The organism is Shewanella sp. MEBiC00475, from assembly GCF_005234075.1.
GTDB classification, from domain to species: Bacteria; Pseudomonadota; Gammaproteobacteria; order Enterobacterales; family Shewanellaceae; genus Shewanella; species Shewanella polaris.
Window position 1 is genome coordinate 4,533,816 of the sequence record NZ_CP039928.1, and the last position, 19,877, is coordinate 4,553,692.

The 19,877-nt window shown below is 39.0% G+C and carries 20 protein-coding genes and 1 pseudogene; 13 read left to right on the top strand and 8 right to left on the bottom strand.

All coding sequences use genetic code 11. The features are described 5' to 3' along the window. Positions 1–10 precede the first annotated feature (10 nt). From ccoO to ttcA, 10 genes and pseudogenes are all read left to right on the top strand, one after another. Positions 11–637 (top strand): cytochrome-c oxidase, cbb3-type subunit II, encoded by a 627-nt coding sequence (gene ccoO, locus FCN25_RS20085; RefSeq protein WP_137227119.1) that lies wholly within the window; start codon positions 11–13, stop codon positions 635–637. Between the two features lie 9 nt (positions 638–646). Beyond that, entirely contained in the window at positions 647–823 is a 177-nt protein-coding gene (locus tag FCN25_RS20090; protein WP_137227500.1) for a cbb3-type cytochrome c oxidase subunit 3, read from the top strand. 5 nt (positions 824–828) lie between these two features. Beyond that, positions 829–1,797 (top strand): cytochrome-c oxidase, cbb3-type subunit III, encoded by a 969-nt coding sequence (ccoP, locus tag FCN25_RS20095; RefSeq protein ID WP_137227120.1) that lies wholly within the window; start codon positions 829–831, stop codon positions 1,795–1,797. A gap of 116 nt (positions 1,798–1,913) precedes the next feature. Continuing rightward, the gene (locus FCN25_RS20100; RefSeq protein ID WP_137227121.1) at positions 1,914–2,393 is read left to right on the top strand and encodes a FixH family protein; all 480 of its coding nucleotides are present in this window, start codon (positions 1,914–1,916) and stop codon (positions 2,391–2,393) included. Between the two features lie 57 nt (positions 2,394–2,450). Further along, on the top strand, positions 2,451–4,862 hold the full coding sequence (locus FCN25_RS20105) for a heavy metal translocating P-type ATPase (protein WP_137227122.1): 2,412 nt from the start codon (positions 2,451–2,453) through the stop codon (positions 4,860–4,862). Next, positions 4,859–4,996: pseudogene (gene ccoS / locus FCN25_RS21210) on the top strand (cbb3-type cytochrome oxidase assembly protein CcoS); the annotation flags it as partial. The gene FCN25_RS20105 and the pseudogene ccoS, both read left to right, overlap by 4 nt. Positions 4,997–5,214: 218 nt before the next feature. Further along, positions 5,215–5,904 carry a sulfite exporter TauE/SafE family protein gene (locus FCN25_RS20115; RefSeq protein ID WP_137227124.1) on the top strand — a complete coding sequence of 230 codons (690 nt, stop codon included), beginning with the start codon at positions 5,215–5,217 and terminating at the stop codon, positions 5,902–5,904. A gap of 323 nt (positions 5,905–6,227) precedes the next feature. After that, positions 6,228–6,980: an electron transport transcriptional regulator EtrA gene (gene etrA / locus FCN25_RS20120; protein WP_137227125.1), complete on the top strand. Its 753-nt coding sequence runs from the start codon at positions 6,228–6,230 to the stop codon at positions 6,978–6,980. 100 nt (positions 6,981–7,080) lie between these two features. Then, positions 7,081–8,007, top strand: a complete 927-nt coding sequence (uspE, locus tag FCN25_RS20125; RefSeq protein ID WP_137227126.1) for a universal stress protein UspE — start codon at positions 7,081–7,083, stop codon at positions 8,005–8,007. Between the two features lie 89 nt (positions 8,008–8,096). Further along, positions 8,097–9,041 (top strand): tRNA 2-thiocytidine(32) synthetase TtcA, encoded by a 945-nt coding sequence (ttcA, locus tag FCN25_RS20130; protein ID WP_137227127.1) that lies wholly within the window; start codon positions 8,097–8,099, stop codon positions 9,039–9,041. Between the two features lie 83 nt (positions 9,042–9,124). Here the strand turns inward: ttcA and FCN25_RS20135 are convergent, their stop codons facing one another. After that, positions 9,125–9,778, bottom strand: coding sequence for a DUF2987 domain-containing protein (locus FCN25_RS20135; protein WP_137227128.1), 654 nt, complete (start codon positions 9,776–9,778; stop codon positions 9,125–9,127). Next, positions 9,771–10,589 (bottom strand): glucosaminidase domain-containing protein, encoded by an 819-nt coding sequence (locus FCN25_RS20140; protein WP_137227129.1) that lies wholly within the window; start codon positions 10,587–10,589, stop codon positions 9,771–9,773. Before FCN25_RS20140 ends, FCN25_RS20135 begins: the two co-directional genes overlap by 8 nt. 269 nt (positions 10,590–10,858) lie before the next feature. On the opposite strand from FCN25_RS20140, the gene yvcK reads away from it, so the two are divergent. Next, positions 10,859–11,800 carry a uridine diphosphate-N-acetylglucosamine-binding protein YvcK gene (yvcK, locus tag FCN25_RS20145; RefSeq protein WP_137227130.1) on the top strand — a complete coding sequence of 314 codons (942 nt, stop codon included), beginning with the start codon at positions 10,859–10,861 and terminating at the stop codon, positions 11,798–11,800. 234 nt (positions 11,801–12,034) lie between these two features. Here yvcK and FCN25_RS20150 read toward each other — a convergent pair whose 3' ends face one another. The 5 genes from FCN25_RS20150 to thrS form a co-directional block, all read right to left on the bottom strand. Next, positions 12,035–13,228, bottom strand: coding sequence for an amino acid aminotransferase (locus tag FCN25_RS20150; protein ID WP_137227131.1), 1,194 nt, complete (start codon positions 13,226–13,228; stop codon positions 12,035–12,037). Positions 13,229–13,746: 518 nt separating this feature from the next. Continuing rightward, on the bottom strand, positions 13,747–14,106 hold the full coding sequence (rplT, locus tag FCN25_RS20155) for a 50S ribosomal protein L20 (protein WP_011637486.1): 360 nt from the start codon (positions 14,104–14,106) through the stop codon (positions 13,747–13,749). A gap of 16 nt (positions 14,107–14,122) precedes the next feature. Beyond that, complete coding sequence (gene rpmI / locus FCN25_RS20160) at positions 14,123–14,317, bottom strand: 50S ribosomal protein L35 (RefSeq protein ID WP_011496149.1); 195 nt, start codon at positions 14,315–14,317, stop codon at positions 14,123–14,125. A gap of 81 nt (positions 14,318–14,398) precedes the next feature. After that, complete coding sequence (gene infC / locus FCN25_RS20165; protein WP_137227132.1) at positions 14,399–14,941, bottom strand: translation initiation factor IF-3; 543 nt, start codon at positions 14,939–14,941, stop codon at positions 14,399–14,401. A 3-nt stretch (positions 14,942–14,944) separates the two neighbouring features. Continuing rightward, positions 14,945–16,873 (bottom strand): threonine--tRNA ligase, encoded by a 1,929-nt coding sequence (thrS, locus tag FCN25_RS20170; protein WP_137227133.1) that lies wholly within the window; start codon positions 16,871–16,873, stop codon positions 14,945–14,947. A 480-nt stretch (positions 16,874–17,353) separates the two neighbouring features. Here thrS and FCN25_RS20175 point away from each other — a divergent pair, with 480 nt between their 5' ends. Further along, positions 17,354–17,554 (top strand): CPXCG motif-containing cysteine-rich protein, encoded by a 201-nt coding sequence (locus FCN25_RS20175; protein WP_137227134.1) that lies wholly within the window; start codon positions 17,354–17,356, stop codon positions 17,552–17,554. Positions 17,555–17,616: 62 nt separating this feature from the next. On the opposite strand, the gene FCN25_RS20180 is transcribed toward FCN25_RS20175, so the two are convergent. Next, a complete protein-coding gene (locus FCN25_RS20180) occupies positions 17,617–18,231 on the bottom strand; it encodes a riboflavin synthase subunit alpha (RefSeq protein ID WP_137227135.1) in 615 nt (204 codons plus the stop codon). A 28-nt stretch (positions 18,232–18,259) separates the two neighbouring features. Between FCN25_RS20180 and FCN25_RS20185 the strand changes: the two genes are divergently transcribed. Further along, the gene (locus FCN25_RS20185; protein WP_137227136.1) at positions 18,260–19,621 is read left to right on the top strand and encodes an MATE family efflux transporter; all 1,362 of its coding nucleotides are present in this window, start codon (positions 18,260–18,262) and stop codon (positions 19,619–19,621) included. Positions 19,622–19,877: the final 256 nt, after the last annotated feature.

Genomic DNA, 19,877 nt, shown 5'->3' on the forward strand with positions numbered 1-19,877 from the left:
AGCAGATTCGATGAAATTTAATCATGAATTAATTGAAAAAAATGTCGGTCTGCTTGCTATCTTCACTGTTATCGCCATTAGTTTTGGTGGTTTAGTGCAGATTACCCCACTGATATTTCAAAAAGACACTACTGAACCTGTTGAAGGTCTTATTCCTTATACAGCGTTACAGATTGAAGGTCGTGACATTTATGTTCGTGAAGGTTGTTACAACTGTCACAGCCAAATGATCCGCCCTTTGCGTGCTGAAACGGAACGTTATGGTCATTATTCTGTTGCTGGTGAATCTGTTTGGGATCATCCATTCCAATGGGGTTCTAAGCGTACCGGACCTGACTTAGCACGTGTTGGTGGACGTTATAGCGATCGATGGCATGAAGTTCATTTAATGAACCCTCGTGACGTTGTACCACAGTCAAACATGCCTGGTTTTCCTTGGTTAGCCGAGAATAAACTAGACGGCGTTCTAACCGGTGACAAGATGACTATTCTACGTAACCTCCATAAAGGTGGTTATAAAGGTAATGATCTTTACACTGATGAAGAAGTCGCCGGCGCTCAAAAAGCGGTTGAAGGCAAAACAGAAATGCAGGCACTGATTGCTTATTTGCAATCTTTGGGTCACGCACTCAAATAGGAGGCAATGATGGATTACGGTACTTTTCAAGGTATTTTAACCATAGTTGTTATGGTGACCTTTGTAGGTATATTTTTCTGGGCATACAGCAAGCACAGCAAGTCAAATTTTGACGAAGCGGCAAACTTAGTGTTTACAGAAGATGAACTTACAAAAATGTCAAAAGACTCGGGAGATCAGAAGTAATGATTATGAGTAACTTTTGGAGTATTTGGATTTCTGTACTGACGATTGTGGTTATTGTTGGTTGTTTTATCCTTCTAAAACTGGTGAATAATAATTACACCGGAGTAGAAGAAGGTAAATCAATGGGCCACAGTTTTGATGGCATTGAAGAACTGAACAACCCACTCCCTAAGTGGTGGGCATACATGTTCTATTTGACCATCTTTTTCGGTGTGATCTATTTAGCTCTGTATCCTGGCCTTGGTAACTACAAAGGTCTATTTGGTTGGACAAGCTCTAACCAAAGCATTGGTACTGATAAAGGCATTAAAGCTGACTCAGCTGCAGCGCTTGAAGCAGCAAAAGCAGAAAACCGTTTATCTCAGTATGACCGCGAAGTGGCTCGTGCTGAAGAGAAATACGGTCCTATTTTTGCGGCCTATTTAGCGACACCATTAGAAGAACTGGTTAAAGATCCTGAAGCATTAAAAGTGGGCGGACGTTTGTTTTTACAAAACTGCTCACAATGCCATGGTTCTGATGCTCGTGGTTCTAAGGGCTTCCCTAACCTTACCGACAGTGATTGGTTATATGGTGGTGAACTTGCCACAATTAAAACCACAATCATGAATGGTCGTAACGGTATGATGCCGCCTAAAGGTGGTTTACCTATCGAAGACAGCGAGATTAAAGGTCTTGCTGAATACGTGGTTAAATTGTCTGGACGTGAACATGACGAAGCGTTAGCTGCCCAAGGTCAAGGATCATTTATGAAAGGTTGTTTTGCATGCCATGGTATGGATGCAAAAGGTAACAAGTTCATGGGTGCACCTAACCTAACTGATAATATTTGGTTATATGGCGGTAGTCGTGGTGTGATTCAACAATCTATCACTAACGGCCGCGCTGGCGTTATGCCTGCATGGAAAGACATTCTTGGTGAAGAGAAAGTCCATGTGGTTGCTGCTTATGTTTATAGCTTATCAAACAAATAGTTATATATAAGTAACATCAAGGCCTCGAATTTATCGAGGCCTTTTTTTTAAGTGATTATTAAGCCATTACGGGGTAAAATACCCCCCGAATTATTTCAATGATTTTAGGATGTATCATGTCGACAGAACCCCCTTGGTATAAACAGTTTTGGCCTTGGTTTTTAATTGTTTTACCTATGTGTGCCGTTATTGCCAGTTTAGCCACGTTAAAGATTGCTTTGGATAATTCTGATTCATTAGTTGCTGAAGATTATTATAAACAAGGCAAAGCCATTAACATGGATTTGCGTAAGATAAAATATGCTAAACAAATTGGCATGAAATTTTTGGTTACGGTTGCAGATCAAGAGTTAACCATCACTCAACACGGTGGCCCTGAATATCGTGCGGCGCTTAATGTCCGTTTTTATCACCCTACCATTGAAGCTAAAGATTTCAGTCTTAATGCCACGGCAGACGCCAATTATGTTTATCACATCCCTTTAGATGATGCGATTACCGGGCCTTGGGAAGTGCGTCTTGAAGGATTTGACGCTAAATGGCGTATCCAACAACGCATAGATATTAAAGATGACGTTGAATATTGGCTAAATTAACACCATATCCATGTTGTTTCTGTGTGATGACATATTTAATTAAGCTGGTATAAATAGATGACATCTTGTTTCCATTGCAATGAGCCGGTACTCACGGGTGATAAGTTCACCACTGTGATTAATGGGCAACCACAACCTATGTGTTGCCCTGGTTGCCAAGCGGTTTCGCAGGCCATTATGGATGCTGGTTTAAGCAGTTATTATCAATTCCGTAGTGAACCGGGTCATCGTCAAACAGGTTTAATACCAGAGCAATTGTCACAATACAGTGCCTATGATTTACCTGAAGTTCAGCAGGATTTTGTTCACAAACAAGATAATATCGACTCAACGTCTTTGTCTATCGACGGCATTACCTGTGCAGCGTGTGCTTGGTTAATCGAACATAAGCTCAAGCCCGTTGCTGGTATCAGCAATGTTTTGGTTAACTCTACAACACAACGGGCGTTAGTCAGCTGGGATAGTCAGGTTATTCAACTCAGTGAAATCCTGCAGATTATCAGTAAGGTTGGATATCAGGCCGCACCTTATCAAGTTGATGAACAAGAAAAACAATCAAAAGCAGACAGTCGCAAGTTTTTATTACGTTTAGGCCTTGCTGGTTTTGCAACCATGCAGGTAATGATGTTTGCCCTTGCCTTATACACTGGATATTTTTCCGATCTAGAGGTTGAGTTTCGGGACTATTTTCGTTGGGTGAGTTTAATCTTTGCGGCACCTGTCGTGCTGTATTCTGCACAGCCATTTTATTTCAGTGCAATTCGTAGTTTATTAAGTGGCAAACTTAATATGGATGTATCTGTTTCTATTGCTATATTTGGTGCTTATGTGGCCAGTTGTATTGCCACTATTCAGGGCAATGGTGAAGTGTATTTTGAATCAGTATCCATGTTTACTTTCTTTTTATTATTGGGACGTTATTTTGAACAAACGGCTAGGCAAAAAGCCTCTGTAAGTTCAAGCAATTTACATAAGCTGGTGCCACTCACTGCGCATCTGCGTCGCAATGGTGAAATTACTGAAATTGCCGCTAAACAATTAAAGATTGGCGATATTATTTTAGTTAAACCGGGTGAAGTAATTGCCGCAGATGCTGAAGTCGTTAGCGGACAATCGAGTGTTAATGAAGCAATGCTGACGGGTGAACAGATGCCAATTGGCAAACGTGTGTCTGATAGCGTTTATGCTGGCACCATTAATGTTGAACAACCACTTGAGGTCCGTGTTGTAGCACTTGGGCAAGATCAACTGGTTGCTGAAATTATTCGTTTGCAAGAGTTAGCATCAAACAATAAACCCGCCATTGCATTATTGGCCGATCGCTTAGCGCGCTATTTTTCTGGCACGGTTTTATCGATAGCGGCAATAACATATGTGGTGTGGTTATTCATTTCTCCTGATGATGCCTTTTGGATTACCTTATCAGTACTGGTTGCGACTTGTCCTTGTGCCCTCGCCCTTGCAACACCAACAGCGGTAACTTGTGCTTCAGCTATTTTTACTAAGTTGGGTGTTATTCCTCGAAAGGCCGGTGTTTTTGAAAAGCTACCCAAAATCGATCATGTGGTATTTGATAAAACGGGAACCTTAACCTGTGGTCATTTATCGATTGGTGAAGTGAAAACCTTTGGCGGATATTCATCTCAACAAGTTCTCTCGCTCGCCGCCGCAATAGAGCAAGGTTCATTACATCCCATTGCGTTAGCTTTTTCACCTTTTTATGATCATCAACACAGAGTTGAACACATTGACCACCATATTGGTTTAGGTATTCGCGCCAGCATTAATCAACAACAAGTTTGCATTGGAACTTCACAGTTTGTTGTGCCTTCACTCAACATTGTGCCTTCACTCAACATTGTGTCTCCACAGGCTATAGAAAGTCAGTGGATTTATTTATCTATTAATAATGAATTGGTTGCCAAAATTGAATTGCTAGACCAGTTGCGTGCTGACAGTTTAGCAACGGTTAATGCGTTAAAAGCCGCTAACATAAAGCTGAGTATTGCGAGTGGAGATAATTCAGGACATGTAGAGTTTTTAGCGAAAAAGATAGGTATTTCGGATGTACATTCAGGTTTGTCACCTCAAGGTAAGTTAGCATTAATAAATCAATTACAACAGCATGCTAATGTTGCTATGTTTGGTGATGGTATTAATGATGCACCAGTATTAGCAGGAGCCAATTTGTCTGTTGCTATGGGCAGTGGCAGTGCTATTGCCAAAAACAGTGCCGACTTAATTTTATTAGGCGATCATTTATCTCGTTTTAACGATGCTATTTTTGTGGCTAAGAAAGCACAACAGATTATTCATCAAAATTTGTTATGGGCCTTTGCTTATAACATGGTTATTTTGCCATTAGCGGTGACAGGACATGTTGCCCCGTACATTGCAGCTATTGGCATGTCTGTTAGTTCACTTATTGTGGTGAGTAACAGTTTACGGCTTCTTAGGATTAAATTATGAGTATCATTTACGTATTAATACCTATTGCGATGTTGTTTGTCATTATTGCAGTTTCGATTTTCTTTTGGGCCGTAAAATCTGAACAATTTGATGACTTGGATAGACAAAGTGTGTCGATACTGTTCGATGAAGATGACACAATTGCAAACAATAATGCTAGTGCCAGTGCGAATACAAACACCAAAGTTGATGATGACTCATCCATAAATTCTTCCGCTATTAAACATTCCCTAAGTGATAGTTCTACGAGTGACATTTTTACGAGTGAGAATGATGTTACATCTTCTCCTATCGACCGTAATGTTAAACCCGTTGGTTCGACTACCACTCATATTAAAGCAGAGTAAGTCCAGTGATCGAATATAACGTTGGTGGTGCTTTTATTGTCGGGTTGATGGGTGCAGCGCATTGTTTTGGAATGTGTGGCGGTTTAATCGGGGCTTTTTCTGCCAATATTCCTTCTCAAGGGCAATCTCGTTTAGGTACGCAACTTAAATTTCTTTTTAGTTATAATTTAGGACGTATTTTTAGTTACACAATGGCAGGTGCCATTGTAGGAGGCAGTGTGTCTGCCCTTGGTCATCTATTCGATGCTGATAGCTATTTAATCTTTTTACGCATTTTTGCGGGTATTATGATGATTTTTACTGGGCTTTATATTGCTCAGATATGGTTTGGAATTGTACACATTGAAAAAGTTGGCAAAATACTGTGGCGCTATTTACAACCGTTAACCCGTAAATTCATTCCTATTACACATCCGTTGCAAGCGGTTATGGCTGGTATGGTTTGGGGGTGGTTACCCTGTGGGCTGGTGTACAGTACACTAACCTGGTCAGTTGCATCAGGTAGCGCATTACAGGGTGGTTTAATTATGTTCGCATTTGGTTTAGGCACATTACCTGCTCTATTTGCTGCCGGATTAGCGGCTAAAACCTTAGCTCAGTGGGTTCAAAAACGTGCAGTGAGATTGTTTAGCGGTGGGTTATTAATATTGTTTGGTTTGCAAACACTTTATATCGCTTTTAATCAACTAAACTAGTTTATATATGTTAACAAATCATATACTGTAACTAAGATATTGATAATCTATAGACGACAATTATATAGTTAAACACTATTTTTATGAAAAATTTTCTCTTGTTCTATGCTCATATTGTATTGATACGTTAAGGCATATCAACTAGGTTTTATCTCAACAGTGTGAACAAGCTTAGCTAGATTTGTGTTTATATATCAACACATAAGTGTCAATATTACACGCCCCATTCATTTCATTTAGTCCATATAACTCTACTGCTGAGCAGTACCTTATTAATGAAGAATGGTATAACATAGAACAATCTTCATTAATTGAGAATGGGTATGTCTTCAGATTTGATTAAAACTCGACGTCCACCGGCCAGCGGCAGTGCCATTCATTGTCATGACTGCAGTATGGAGGCGCTATGTATCCCTTTTACGTTAAATAATGATGAGCTCGATAAGCTCGACAACATTATTGAACGCAAAAAGCCCATCCAAAAAGGGGATCTTATCTTCAAATCAGGTGATGCTCTCAAGTCATTGTATGCGATTCGCTCTGGTACGATTAAAAGCTATACCATTACAGAACAGGGTGATGAGCAAATCACTGGTTTCCACCTTGCTGGTGATGTCATTGGTTTTGATGGTATACATTCTAAATATCATCAAAGTTTTGCCCAAGCATTAGAAACCTCAATGGTATGTGAAATACCTTACGATACGCTAGACGACCTATCTGGAACTATGCCTAAGCTTCGCCAACAAATTATGCGCTTAATGAGTAACGAAATCATGAGCGATCAAGAAATGATCCTCCTCCTATCAAAGAAAAATGCTGAAGAGCGCTTAGCTGCATTCATTAATAATTTAGCTAATCGCTTTGGTAACCGTGGTTTCTCCTCTCATGAATTCCGTCTTACAATGACACGCGGTGATATTGGTAATTATTTAGGGTTAACGGTTGAAACGATTAGCCGTTTATTAGGTAGATTTCAAAAGTCTGGGTTAATAGATGTAAAAGGTAAATATATTTCTATTACCGATCATGCGGCTTTGAGTAGCCTTGCTGGAAACGCTCGTATAGCTACTTAAATTGAATATGCATGATCTATCTCAACGTTTATTTATTAGGAAATATTGATACTGTAAATAGACAATACAAATAACAAAATTTATCAGTTTCGGAGGTTTTATGAAGGATTATAAAAAGATACTTGTGGTAATCAATCCTACGACGGATACCCAACCTGCATTGGCGCGAGCTGTTGAATTAGCCTCTAAAAGTCAGGCCAAGATAACGGCTTTTTTATCAATCTTTGACTTTTCTTATGAAATGACCTCAATTTTGTCTAGCCAAGAACGCGAAGCTATGCGTCAAGGTGTTATCGATCAACGTGTTGCTTGGTTAGAAAATGTAATAAGTGGCTCAAATAAGCTTAATAATATCAACACTGAAGTGGTCTGGCATAATCGCCCTTTTGAAAGTGTGATTAATTATGCGATGAAAGGTCAATATGATTTAATCGTTAAAAGCACCCATGAACACGACAAGCTAAAAGCCGTTATTTTTACCCCGACCGATTGGCATTTAATGCGTAAATCACCTATTCCTGTGTTGCTAGTAAAAGAACATGATTGGCCAGTAACGGGTAACATTATTTGTGCGGTTAATGTGGTAACTGATGATAAAGACCATCAGGACCTTAATGGTAAAATTATCAGTTATGCCCTTGATTTAGCGAAAAAATTCTCTGGAAATGTACATTTAGTAAATGGTTTTCCTGGCACGCCGGTTAATTTAGCGATTGAATTACCCGATTTTGATGCCAATGTATATAACAATACTGTGCGTATGCAGCATGAGCAAAGAGTTCAATATTTAGCTCAAGCTTATGATATTCCTTTAGAAAACTGCCATGTTGAAGAAGGTTTACCTGAAGATGTTATTCCTGAAATGGCAACTAAGCTAGATGCCGAATTAGTTGTGCTAGGCACTGTAGGCCGTACTGGTTTTTCAGCAGCGTTAATTGGTAATACTGCAGAACATGTTATCGACAGTATCAATTGTGATTTGTTAGCAATTAAACCAGACGGATATAAATCACCATTAGAAGATTAGTTGCAAGAGAATAGGTTAACTACTTTACCCTGCCCCAGAATACTGGAATAATACGCGCCCTGAAACACTTAGTTACTGGGCGCATTTTTATGTCTGAAGTTGAAGTCGATATTATCACTAACACAAATAACACTCGTATGCATAAACTGCAGAGACGCCTTCGACGTGAAGTCGGTTCGGCTATTGCAGATTATAATATGATCGAAGAAGGTGACCGTGTTATGTGTTGCCTATCTGGCGGTAAAGACAGTTATACCATGTTGGATATTTTATTAAATCTTCAGCAACGTGCCCCAATCAATTTCGAAATTGTGGCGGTTAATCTAGATCAAAAACAACCAGGATTTCCCGAACATATTCTACCCGCCTACTTAGACAAACTAGGCGTTGCTTACCATATTTTAGAAAAAGATACCTATTCAATCGTTAAAGAAAAAATTCCTGAAGGCAAAACGACTTGTTCATTGTGTTCGCGTTTACGCCGCGGCACCCTTTATGGATTTGCTCAACACATTGGTGCGACAAAAATTGCATTAGGTCATCATCGTGATGATCTTATTGAAACACTATTCTTAAACATGTTTTATGCAGGCAAGCAAAAATCTATGCCGCCTAAATTATTGTCTGATGATGGTGCCAATATCGTTATTCGTCCGTTAGCCTACAGCCGCGAGAAAGATATTGAAGAATATTCGACGCTGAAATCGTTTCCTATCATTCCTTGTAATTTGTGTGGTTCACAAGAAAACTTAAAACGTGGTGCCATTAAAGACATGTTGCAAATGTGGGATAAACAACACCCAGGTCGAATTGAAACCATTTTCACTGCAATGCAAAATACCGCGCCATCGCAAGGTGTAGATAGAGAACAATTTGATTTTGTGTCATTAGAACGCAATCCTGATGCAGCCAACAATGGTGATGTTGCTGATGCTAATTTACCAGCGTTTGATTTTGTTGATATTAATAACAATGGTCATATAAATTTAGACATCAGCAATCGGATTGATGTAGTTGAAACGTTTAAGCCTTAATGATAGTTCTGATGATAATAGAAAAAATAAAGGCGTTGAATTCAACGCCTTTATTTCATTATTATTTGACTGCCACTTGATTGTTACTTCGTCACTAGCGGGCTGACAATATCGGGTTTCTGAGAAAATGATATCTGTTGTAATTGGTTGATTTTTTCAAGTGTTAGCGGATATGTTTCACTCACCATTGATTCTACATTATCAATAACAAGCTTGACCTTTTCGTTATCATTCTGCATCTTATCAAACTCAAATGTCAGTCCATTTATAGGGTTACGGAAGTACTTCATTGGAAAACCTTGTAACCCATCTAGTAATCGATTCATATCCGCGGTCAATGCTAACAGTTCTGTTTGAGTGTAGCTTTGCTTTGCTTCTTTAGCACGAACTTGCATGGCAATAGCACATTTTGAAGCATCGCCAATTACATGAATATTGACGAGCGCACGGTCAGATTTTAGTTGTGCATCATAAGGAATAAATATTCGCTGTTGCTTGGTATACGTTAACGGATACTGTTCTTTTTCGGTTGTAATGCTTCCTGACTTTATCATGCAATCTGGTGTCATCGGCACACTGAATGCTAGCTCAACTAAAGGAAAGTTTTGTTTGTTAACTTGCTTTAATCGGTCATAAAAACCTTTGTATTCTAATGAAACGGTTTCTGCAAAACTGTTATTTATCATTAACATTGTTGATATAAACATAAATCCGTTAAGTAGCGTGCGATTACGCATTAGCGTTGTTTCCTTGTAAATATGACTTATTGTGTTTAAGCATTTCGAGTAGCTCATCTATGTATTCGTCTTTTCGTTCAGAATAATTAATTAATCCATAAACCAATTTGTCAGCAGTGAGTTTGACATTTTGCCCGCGTAAATCGGCACGAATAGAACGGAATAAACGATATGCTGGATGGGTATTCAAGTTGTTCATATACGCAACAATTGAATCTTTTGGTGAATCAAATACTGCTACCTCGTGTGTTTTACCGTTATCTCTGTTTAATGGTACTAAACCACAACCTTCACTAAAGCACCATTGGCCAAAAAAGTTAAACCCTTCAACAGCAAAACGAGAACTCCCCCAACCGCTTTCGTTGGCAGCTTGTATTAACACCATATTGACCGGAATTATATCGATACGTTTTAATAATGGCGTTAAGGTGTTCCGAGTCACTAATTTAACGTCATATTGATACTTTTCGAAAATTGAGTTTAACCTCTCATTATCAGATTTACTTAGCTCTAATCCATTATCAATTTGTTCTATAACACTTATTAGAAATTGACGATCTTGGTTAATAATGTGATTTTGCGCTTCTATCGCCGGCCGAAAATAGTCAAAGAAGGTTTGTTTTTTAGTGGGGATGTGATCTATTTCAGCAAACATAGGCATATCACCTAAATCAATATGATTGAATTGATCGGTGCTTGACTGTAAAGATACAGTAGTGGTGTCAGGAATAATAAATAGTCTCATCGCCAACAAAGCAAAAATGGCTAAGCCTATCGCAAATGTCACTTGACCTATATTACCTATCTTCAATAGTACCTGCCTTATTAAAAATGCTATTTCGACTTATCTATTTTGGTAATTATAACCTTAAAATCGATAGGATACAGCCAACGACTTTTGAGCGATTGAGTGATTGCCATCTATTGATATGAGTATGTTAAGTCATCATCTACAAAAACTAAAATTAATTACACTTTCATGACAATATACAGTTAAAATTAAACCGACATTATCATTTGGCAGTTTTTCATTTTCTGCATATTTTTTTATTCAACAACTCAAGGATTTGAGAACAGATTATGTTGAATCACAAACTTAAGAATTATCATCATGTAGTAGCCATAGGTGGCGGACATGGTTTAGGCCGCATTCTTGCTGCATTATCATTTCTGGGTCCTAAATTAACTGGGGTCGTAGCAACTACAGATAATGGTGGGTCGACTGGGCGACTAAGACAAGATCAACAAACAATTGCTTGGGGAGACTTACGTAATTGCCTTTCCCATTTGGCACATAGACCTTCATTAGGTTCAATGCTATTTGATCATCGCTTTACCGGTGACAATGAACTGTCTGGTCACAATTTGGGTAACGTAGTGCTTCATGCACTTGATCAACTTTGTGTAAGGCCACTCGAAGCGGTAAATTTAATTCGTGGTCTACTGAAAATTGAAACTAACATTATTCCAATGTCTGAAGCCTCTACCCATCTTGTTGCACTTTCGCATTGTGGTAGTAAAGTCTTTGGAGAGCTTAATGTCGATGGCATGTTAGAAGCGCCAATTGCATTGTTATTAGAGCCTGAAGTTGAAGCAACATCAGAAGCGTGTATTGCGTTAGCTAAAGCAGATTTAATTATAATAGGCCCCGGAAGTTTTTTAACCAGTATTCTGCCGCCATTATTACTCCCGCAAATAGCCAAAAGCATTCGTGATGCTAACGCACATGTCATATTGATTGATAATTTAACAACTGAATACTCACCTGCTAGCACTTTCAGTATTGAAGATAAAATTGCTTGGTTCAATCAGATTATAGGTCAAAACGTTATTGCAGATGTCATACAACATGGCAGTAATGTTAAATTGGCTCATGATCAAATAAATGGTGTTCGATTTAACCAATTTCCTTTAGTTAGTCAGCACCATCCCGGGTTGCATGATAAAAAGGCATTGTCAGAAGCTATTGACCAAGTATGCCAGCTGCATTATCAGCCGATTGATTTGGCAGCACAAATGTAAAACGTTATAAGATAGTTAAGTGAATAATGTAAATAATTTTACGATAAGTCGAGTTAAGCAACTCAGATGCATATTGGTAGTGATATTTGTGAACGGCGGGAAGAGTTTAAGGCGTTTGCTATCAATCAATTACAGTAGATTTGCTGACGTGTTGTTATATTAATTTATATAGAACAATGTTAATAAAAAAGGCTGCATTATGCAGCCTTTTTTATCTACGGTGCAATGGGTAAACTAGAGCACCTGAGCTATCGCTTTACACACCGCTGGCATATTATTTTTGGTTAAACCGGCAACACTAATACGACCAGAGCCAACAATATAAATAGCGAACTCATCTTTTAAACGAGCCACTTGGCTTTTATTCAAACCTGAAAAACTGAACATGCCATTTTGACGGGAAATAAAACTAAAATCTTGTTCAACGCCTTCGGCTTTGAGGCTTTTAACGAATAGTGCGCGCATTTCAGCAATACGTTCACGCATTTGAGTCAGCTCACCTTCCCATTCTTGACGTAATGCATCATCAGCTAAAATAGTACTGACAATTAATCCACCATGAGCTGGAGGATTAGAGTAATTAGCTCGAATAGTTTTCTTTATTTGGCTAAAGCTTTTAACAGCATCAGCTTGATTTTCACCAACAATCGTTACCGCGCCAATACGCTCATTATACAAACCGAAATTTTTGGAAAATGAATTGGCAATAAGCATTTCTGGAACCTGTGCGGCAACGGCACGAAGACCTTGTGCATCTTCTTCAATACCCGCACCAAAACCTTGGTAAGCAAAGTCAAATAATGGTAATAACGATTTAGTTAAACAAATATTTCCCACTTGTTGCCATTGCTCAATTGATAAGTCGATACCCGTTGGGTTATGGCAACAGCCATGAAGCAATACAACATCACCTTCGTTAGCATCTGATAAGTCAGCCAACATTGCATCAAAATCCATATCATGGGTTTCGGCTTTATAGTAACGATATTCTTTTACTGTTAATCCAGCCGTTTCAAAAATATTTTTGTGATTCGCCCAAGTCGGGTTACTAACCCAAATTGTTGTTGAGCCAGTATTACGAACTAAAAACTCTGCAGCCACACGTAATGCACCTGTTCCGCCTGGAGCTTGCGCAGTTACTGCACGTTTGTCTGTAATGATTTTGCTTTGAGGGCCAAATAATAAATTTTGTACCGCTTGGTTGTATGCCTGTACGCCTTCAATGCCGAGATAATTCTTAGATTTTTCTGTTTCAAGCAAAATAGCTTCAGCTTTTTTTACAGAAGATAAAATAGGCGTCTGCCCTGCTTCATCTTTATAAATGCCTACACCTAAGTTAACTTTGTGAGGGCGAGTATCTGCTTTAAATGCATCTGTTAAACCTAAGATGGGATCTGCTGGAGCAAGTGTTACTTGAGAAAAGATCATTACAACTATCCTAAATGAAGTGAATAGACAAACTTTGCTTAGTTATACCATTGTATGGCTACGGTGAGTAGTGAGATATTTAATAGTTGAGATAATTTTATGATAAATTAAACATTGCTCAACTTTCTAGCGTTTTAATACGTGTTTCAAAAATTAAAGCCTTATACCAATCCTTATTAGAATATGATCTATTTTAGGCTTCATCACTAGGCCCAGTACAATGAAAATGACTGTAGGTGTAGTCTTACATCAAAGTCATTTGAAGCAATAATGGGGGTTGTGACACAGCCCCGAAGGGCGAATTTATCAGAGTGGTCTTCTTTGTTAGCCTTTCTTAACGTACAACTGCATGGATGCAGGAGGTAGAACAACGCAGGAGCAGTTGTCGAGAACGACTATGTCTTCAAAAGGCCCTCACTGATAATTTTCGCTAAAAGAGCAAATTCTAATGCAGATTGGTATTAATTAGGCATAAAAAAAGGAACCCTAAGGTTCCTCTTTTTAACGCGACAAACTAATTACTTAGTTAACGCTTCTTTTGCTTTCTCAACTAAAGTTGCAAAAACAACTTTGTCGAAAACAGCGATGTCAGCCAAAATCTTACGATCGATTTCAATAGACGCCTTCTTCAAGCCGTTAATGAAACGGCTGTAAGACAGACCATTTTGACGAGACGCTGCATTAATACGTGCAATCCATAACTGACGGAATTGACGTTTTTTCTGACGACGGTCACGGTAAGCATATTGACCAGCTTTAGTTACTGCCTGAACAGCAACACGGTAAGTACGGCTACGAGCGCCATAATAACCTTTCGCTAACTTTAAAACTTTCTTGTGACGAGCACGTGCGGTTACACCACGCTTAACTCTTGGCATTTTCTAAACTCCTAAATTAAGCGTATGGTAGTTGACGCGCGATTGCTGGAACGTCAGATTTAGCAACTAAACATTTAGCACGTAAGTGACGCTTACGCTTAGTGCTTTTCTTGGTCAAAATGTGACGTAAGTGTGCTTGCTTGCGCTTGAAACCATTAGCGGTTTTCTTAAAACGCTTCGCTACACCCTTGTCTGTTTTCATTTTAGGCATTTCTAAAACTCCGCATTGGGACGTTAATAAACGTAAGGCGAGCAAAAGCCTCAAAGACTTTTGCTACTTTAGGTTGCCCTACTATTTCTTTTTAGGTGCTAGCACCATAATTGCTTGTCGACCTTCCATTTTCGGGAAAGATTCGACAACCGCATATACTTCCAAATCAGCCTTAATACGGTTCAAAAGATCCATACCTAGGTTTTGGTGTGCCATTTCGCGACCACGGAAACGCAGCGTAATTTTCGCTTTGTCCCCATCTTCTAGAAAACGAATCAGGTTGCGTAGTTTTACCTGATAGTCGTTTTCATCAGTACCAGGACGGAATTTAATTTCCTTAACCTGGACCTGTTTCTGCTTCTTCTTTTGTTCCTTTTGAGCTTTCGCTTTATCGAAAAGGAACTTACCGTAGTCCATTATGCGACAGACAGGAGGCTCAGCATTGGGACTGATCTCTACAAGATCAACTCCGGCTTCATCTGCAACATTCTGAGCTTCTTTTATACTTAATATACCAATTGGTTCACCATCTAAACCTGACAAACGGACTTCAGGTACACCAGTGATTTCATCATTGATTCTATTAGGGGCTGGCTGTCGCCCTGCTGTTCTTTTGATCTTTATGACCTATTCCTCCAACAATTTGAGACTACGGAGCGAAATTTGTTGACGTATCATCGCGGCGAAATCTTCTAGTTTTAACTTGCCTAAATCGATACCGTCACGTGTACGCACCGCTACTTCCTTATTTTCCATTTCTTGATCACCAACGACCAACAAATAAGGCACACGTTTTAAAGTGTGTTCGCGTATTTTAAAGCCTATTTTCTCATTCCTCAAGTCAAAAGATGCTCGAATACCCTGATCTTTGAAGAATTTTACAATTTCTTCAACGTAATCAGCTTGTTTATCGGTAATATTCATTACAACAACTTGCATTGGAGCAAGCCATGTTGGGAATTTACCTGCGTATTCTTCTATCAATATACCGATGAAACGTTCTAATGAACCTAAAATCGCACGATGTATCATCACCGGAGTCTGGCGACTGTTGTCTTCAGCTACATAAGTAGCACCTAAACGAGTCGGTAATGCATAATCAAGTTGTACTGTACCACATTGCCATGCACGATCTAAACAATCATGCAAAGTAAATTCGATTTTTGGGCCATAAAAAGCACCTTCACCAGGTAATATTTCAAATTCAATATTATTATCTGTTAATGCTTGCTTTAAATCGTCTTCAGCTCGGTCCCACATGTCGTCATCACCAATACGCTTTTCAGGGCGTGTTGATAATTTTACCACGATATTTTCAAAACCAAATGTAGCGTATGTGTCGTATACCATTTGGATACATGCACTGACTTCTTGTTGGACTTGATCATCAGTACAGAATACGTGAGCGTCGTCTTGAGTAAATCCACGTACGCGCATTAAGCCATGTAATGAACCTGATGGCTCGTTACGATGACAACAACCAAACTCAGCCATACGCAATGGTAAGTCACGATAAGATTTTAACCCTTGGTTGAAAATCTGTACATGGCCTGGGCAGTTCATAGGCTTAATTGCATATTCACGGTTTTCACTGTTAGTGGTAAACATGGCTTCTGCGTATTTATCCCAATGGCCAGAACGTTCCCATAACACGCGATCCATCATCAGTGGGCCTTTCACTTCTTGATAAGTGTATTGACCTAGTTTTTGACGGATAAATTTTTCAAGTTCTAAAAATATGCTCCAACCATCGTTATGCCAAAACACCATTCCTGGCGCTTCTTCTTGCATATGGTACAAATCTAATTGTTTACCAATTTTACGATGGTCACGTTTAGCTGCTTCTTCTAAGCGGACTAAATGGGTTTTAAGTGCTTTTTTGTCTGCCCATGCTGTACCGTATATACGTTGCAGCATTTTATTATCTGAATTACCGCGCCAATAGGCACCAGCAACACTCATTAATTTAAAATTTTGGCAAAAACGCATGTTTGGTACGTGCGGTCCACGACACATGTCGATATATTCTTCGTGGTGATAAAGTGCAGGTGTTGCATCTTTACTGATGTTTTCATCAAGAATAGTAACCTTATACACTTCGCCACGTTCACTGAATACATCATGAGCTTCTTGCCAAGAGACCACTTTTTTAACGACGTTATAATTAGTTTTCGCTAAAGCCATCATTCGCTTTTCTAAGGCTTCAATATCTTCATGGGTCAGCTTATGATCTAAATCTATGTCGTAGTAAAATCCGTTATCAATAACTGGACCAATTGCCATTTTGGTTTCTGGCCACATTTGTTTGATCGCGTGACCTAATAAATGTGCACAAGAATGGCGAAGGATTTCAACACCCTCTTCGTCTTTAGCCGTAATGATAGCTAACTCTGAATCTGCTGTGATTAAGTCGGTTGCATCTTTAAGCTCACCGTTAACACGGCCAGCGATACACGCCTTGGCTAAACCAGGGCCGATGTCTAATGCAACATCAAGAGTCGATACAGGATTGGCAAACTCACGTTTGCTGCCATCAGGCAAGGTAATAATAGGCATGAAGCTTCCTTTTCCAGTGGTGACCCACACGTAGGGTCACATGGTAATTAAATATGTTCAATTTGAACGAGAGACACGTTAATGAAATCAAGACAGTACAGGAGTCTTAGTTACCCAAAAACGTAAGCTTTTATTTTATGCGATAACCGGATTATGGCGCAACCATACGAGGGGAAATAATAAGTAGTTTTTCAATTTAATTTTAAATAGCTGTTTTAAAAGGATATAACCATAAATCAAATCAGAAAGGCCGTGGATATAAAATGTAAATATGCCCAGCAGGGTAACCATTAAGTCGAAATACAAATTATAGATGAATATATTTGATGGCTTTACCTGTTGTATTTAAAGGCGTTTAATCAAGTAACACTTTAAAGTCTAGTTTTTAAGTTAGTAAAGTCGCCTGCTTTCGATTTATTGATCCAAAACATATAATTCTCACTATACTTGTTTATAACGAGTGCTTGAGGAGTATTAAATATGAGACTGCTATCGCGCGCCATTAGTTGCCCTCATTGCGGGCATTACCAAGATGTCACTATAGATGCCAGTTCTGGTGACCAAGAATATTACGATGACTGTCGTATATGCTGTAATCCAATACACATCCGAATGCATCTAGATGATAATCGACGAACAATCGAACTTCATATTGATTCAGACGATGAACAAATTTATTAATCCTTAACCACTGGCTCTCATTACATAGCCAGTGGTTAATAATCAACCAAACACTTAGTTGGTTATCCAAGCTGCTTTTTGGCTAAAATGCGTTCCACTGTATCTACAATTACTTGTGTTTGGCTGTCTATTTCAATATTGATTTTGCTGCCAACTTTATAATGACTTAAATTGGTTAGTTTTAAGGTTTCAGGAATTAAGTGCAGTAAGAAACCATTGTCACTTACCTTGCCTACCGTTAAGCTACAGCCGTTAATACCCACAAATCCTTTATAAAAGATGTAGTTCATCCATTGAGGGGCGACTTGCAGTTCAATATTATAATGCTCATCAGTGTGACTAACCGCTTTTACTGTAGCTTGAGTATGCACATGACCTGATAAAATATGGCCACCAATTTCGGTGCCAAATGTTAATGAACGCTCAATATTAACCTTGTCGCCAATCTGAGAATTACCTAGGTTTGTCACCGCTAAAGTTTCTTCCATTATATCAAAAAAAACCTTATCATTTAGTATCTTGGTTACAGTAAGACAAACACCATTATTGGCTACGCTAGCACCTGTTACTAATCCTTGTGTTAATTCAGGAGTCATCGCAATTTCAAAAGTGTTAAGACCGGTATCATGATGAATTGACACGATTTCGCAAGTAGCTTGAACTATACCAGTAAACATATTTTTCTCGTTCCGTAATAGGTTTTTAATGAATAATACAGGGTTTCAAATATCACGCTTAATAAAATTAGCGCTCCCAGTACTCGTTGCGCAAGTGACTCAGACCATGATGGGCTTTATCGACACTGTTATGGCTGGTCGAGTCAGCGCGATAGATATGGCCGCAGTAGCTTTGGGAACTAGCCTTTGGTTACCTGCTATTTTATTTGTTCAAGGCTTATTAATGTCATTTACCCCTGTATTTTCTCAGCATCATGGGGCCAATAATCAACAAGTTATTCCGTCACTCATGTATCAGGCTGGTTATATTGCCATAATAGGCAGTATTGGAGTGATGATCTTTCTCGCATCTTCTACATATTTACTCGACTTAATGCATTTAGAACCCCAATTACATTCTCTGACGGTCGGATATATTAATGCCATTTTATGGGGAGCCCCTGCTTTTGTGCTTTATCAAGTATTGCGCGGTTGCAGTGAGGGCATCTCTTATACAATGCCAACCATGATGATTGGTTTTATTGGTTTAGCCATAAACATTCCTGCCAATTACGTGTTTATATATGGTGGTTTTGGCATTCCTGCAATGGGAGGCGCTGGTTGTGGCGTTGCTACTGCATTAGTGTTTTGGGCTATGTTAGTCGCTATGGTCATTTATATGTTGGTTGATAAAACCTTTAAAGAGCTTAAATTATTTAAACAATTTTATCGTCCTCATCTAGCCAGTATGTGGTCTATGACCAAACTGGGAATGCCAATAGCAATGGCGTTATTTTTTGAGGTCAGTCTATTTGCCATTATCGCGTTATTTTTAGCGCCGCTAGGGGCTAATGTAGTCGCCAGTCATCAAATCGCCCTCAACTTCTCTTCTATCGTATTTATGATGCCGCTATCAATCGGTATCGCAGTGTCTATTCGAATTGGTTATTACCTTGGACGTGGACAGCCTGAGATTTCGGCCTTAGTCGCCAAAGTGGGTTTGGGTTTATCATTCGTACTGGCTATTTTTACCGCATTTTTAACAATAACCTTTAGACACCAAATTGCCTTACTGTATAACGATAACCCTGAGGTTGTAGCATTAGCAGGAACTTTGATGATGCTCGCTGCGTTTTATCAAATATCGGATTCTATTCAAGTTGTTGCAGCAGGCGCATTACGTGGCTACAAGGATACCCGTAGTGCCTTTTACATCACCTTGTTTTCATATTGGTGCATCGGGATGACTACTGGCTATATTTTGGGATATACGAATTGGGTTGTTGACGCAATGGGCGCACAAGGTTTTTGGATTGGGTTAATCGCAGGGTTAACAACCGCAGCAATTTTGTTTTTTATTAGGTTGAAACACATTCAAACTAAAGGAGTTGTGTTTCAACAAATTGGTTAATTAAGTGTGTTTATTCAAGGTTAACCTATTAATATTGCTTAACCTTGAACCAAGTTGCACAGCAAATCACCATTTAGCGATAAAATTGTTTTTTTTGCTTGCATGCAATAGCCTATCCCCCTTAAGATGGCGTCCGCTTTGAAGCAAAATGATTTTAGTTTTGATTTAGACGATACACCTGTAGCTCAGCTGGCAAAAGAGTAACATAACCTACTCATTTGAAAGCAAGCAGTAGAGATCGGTATTCTTGTAGTAA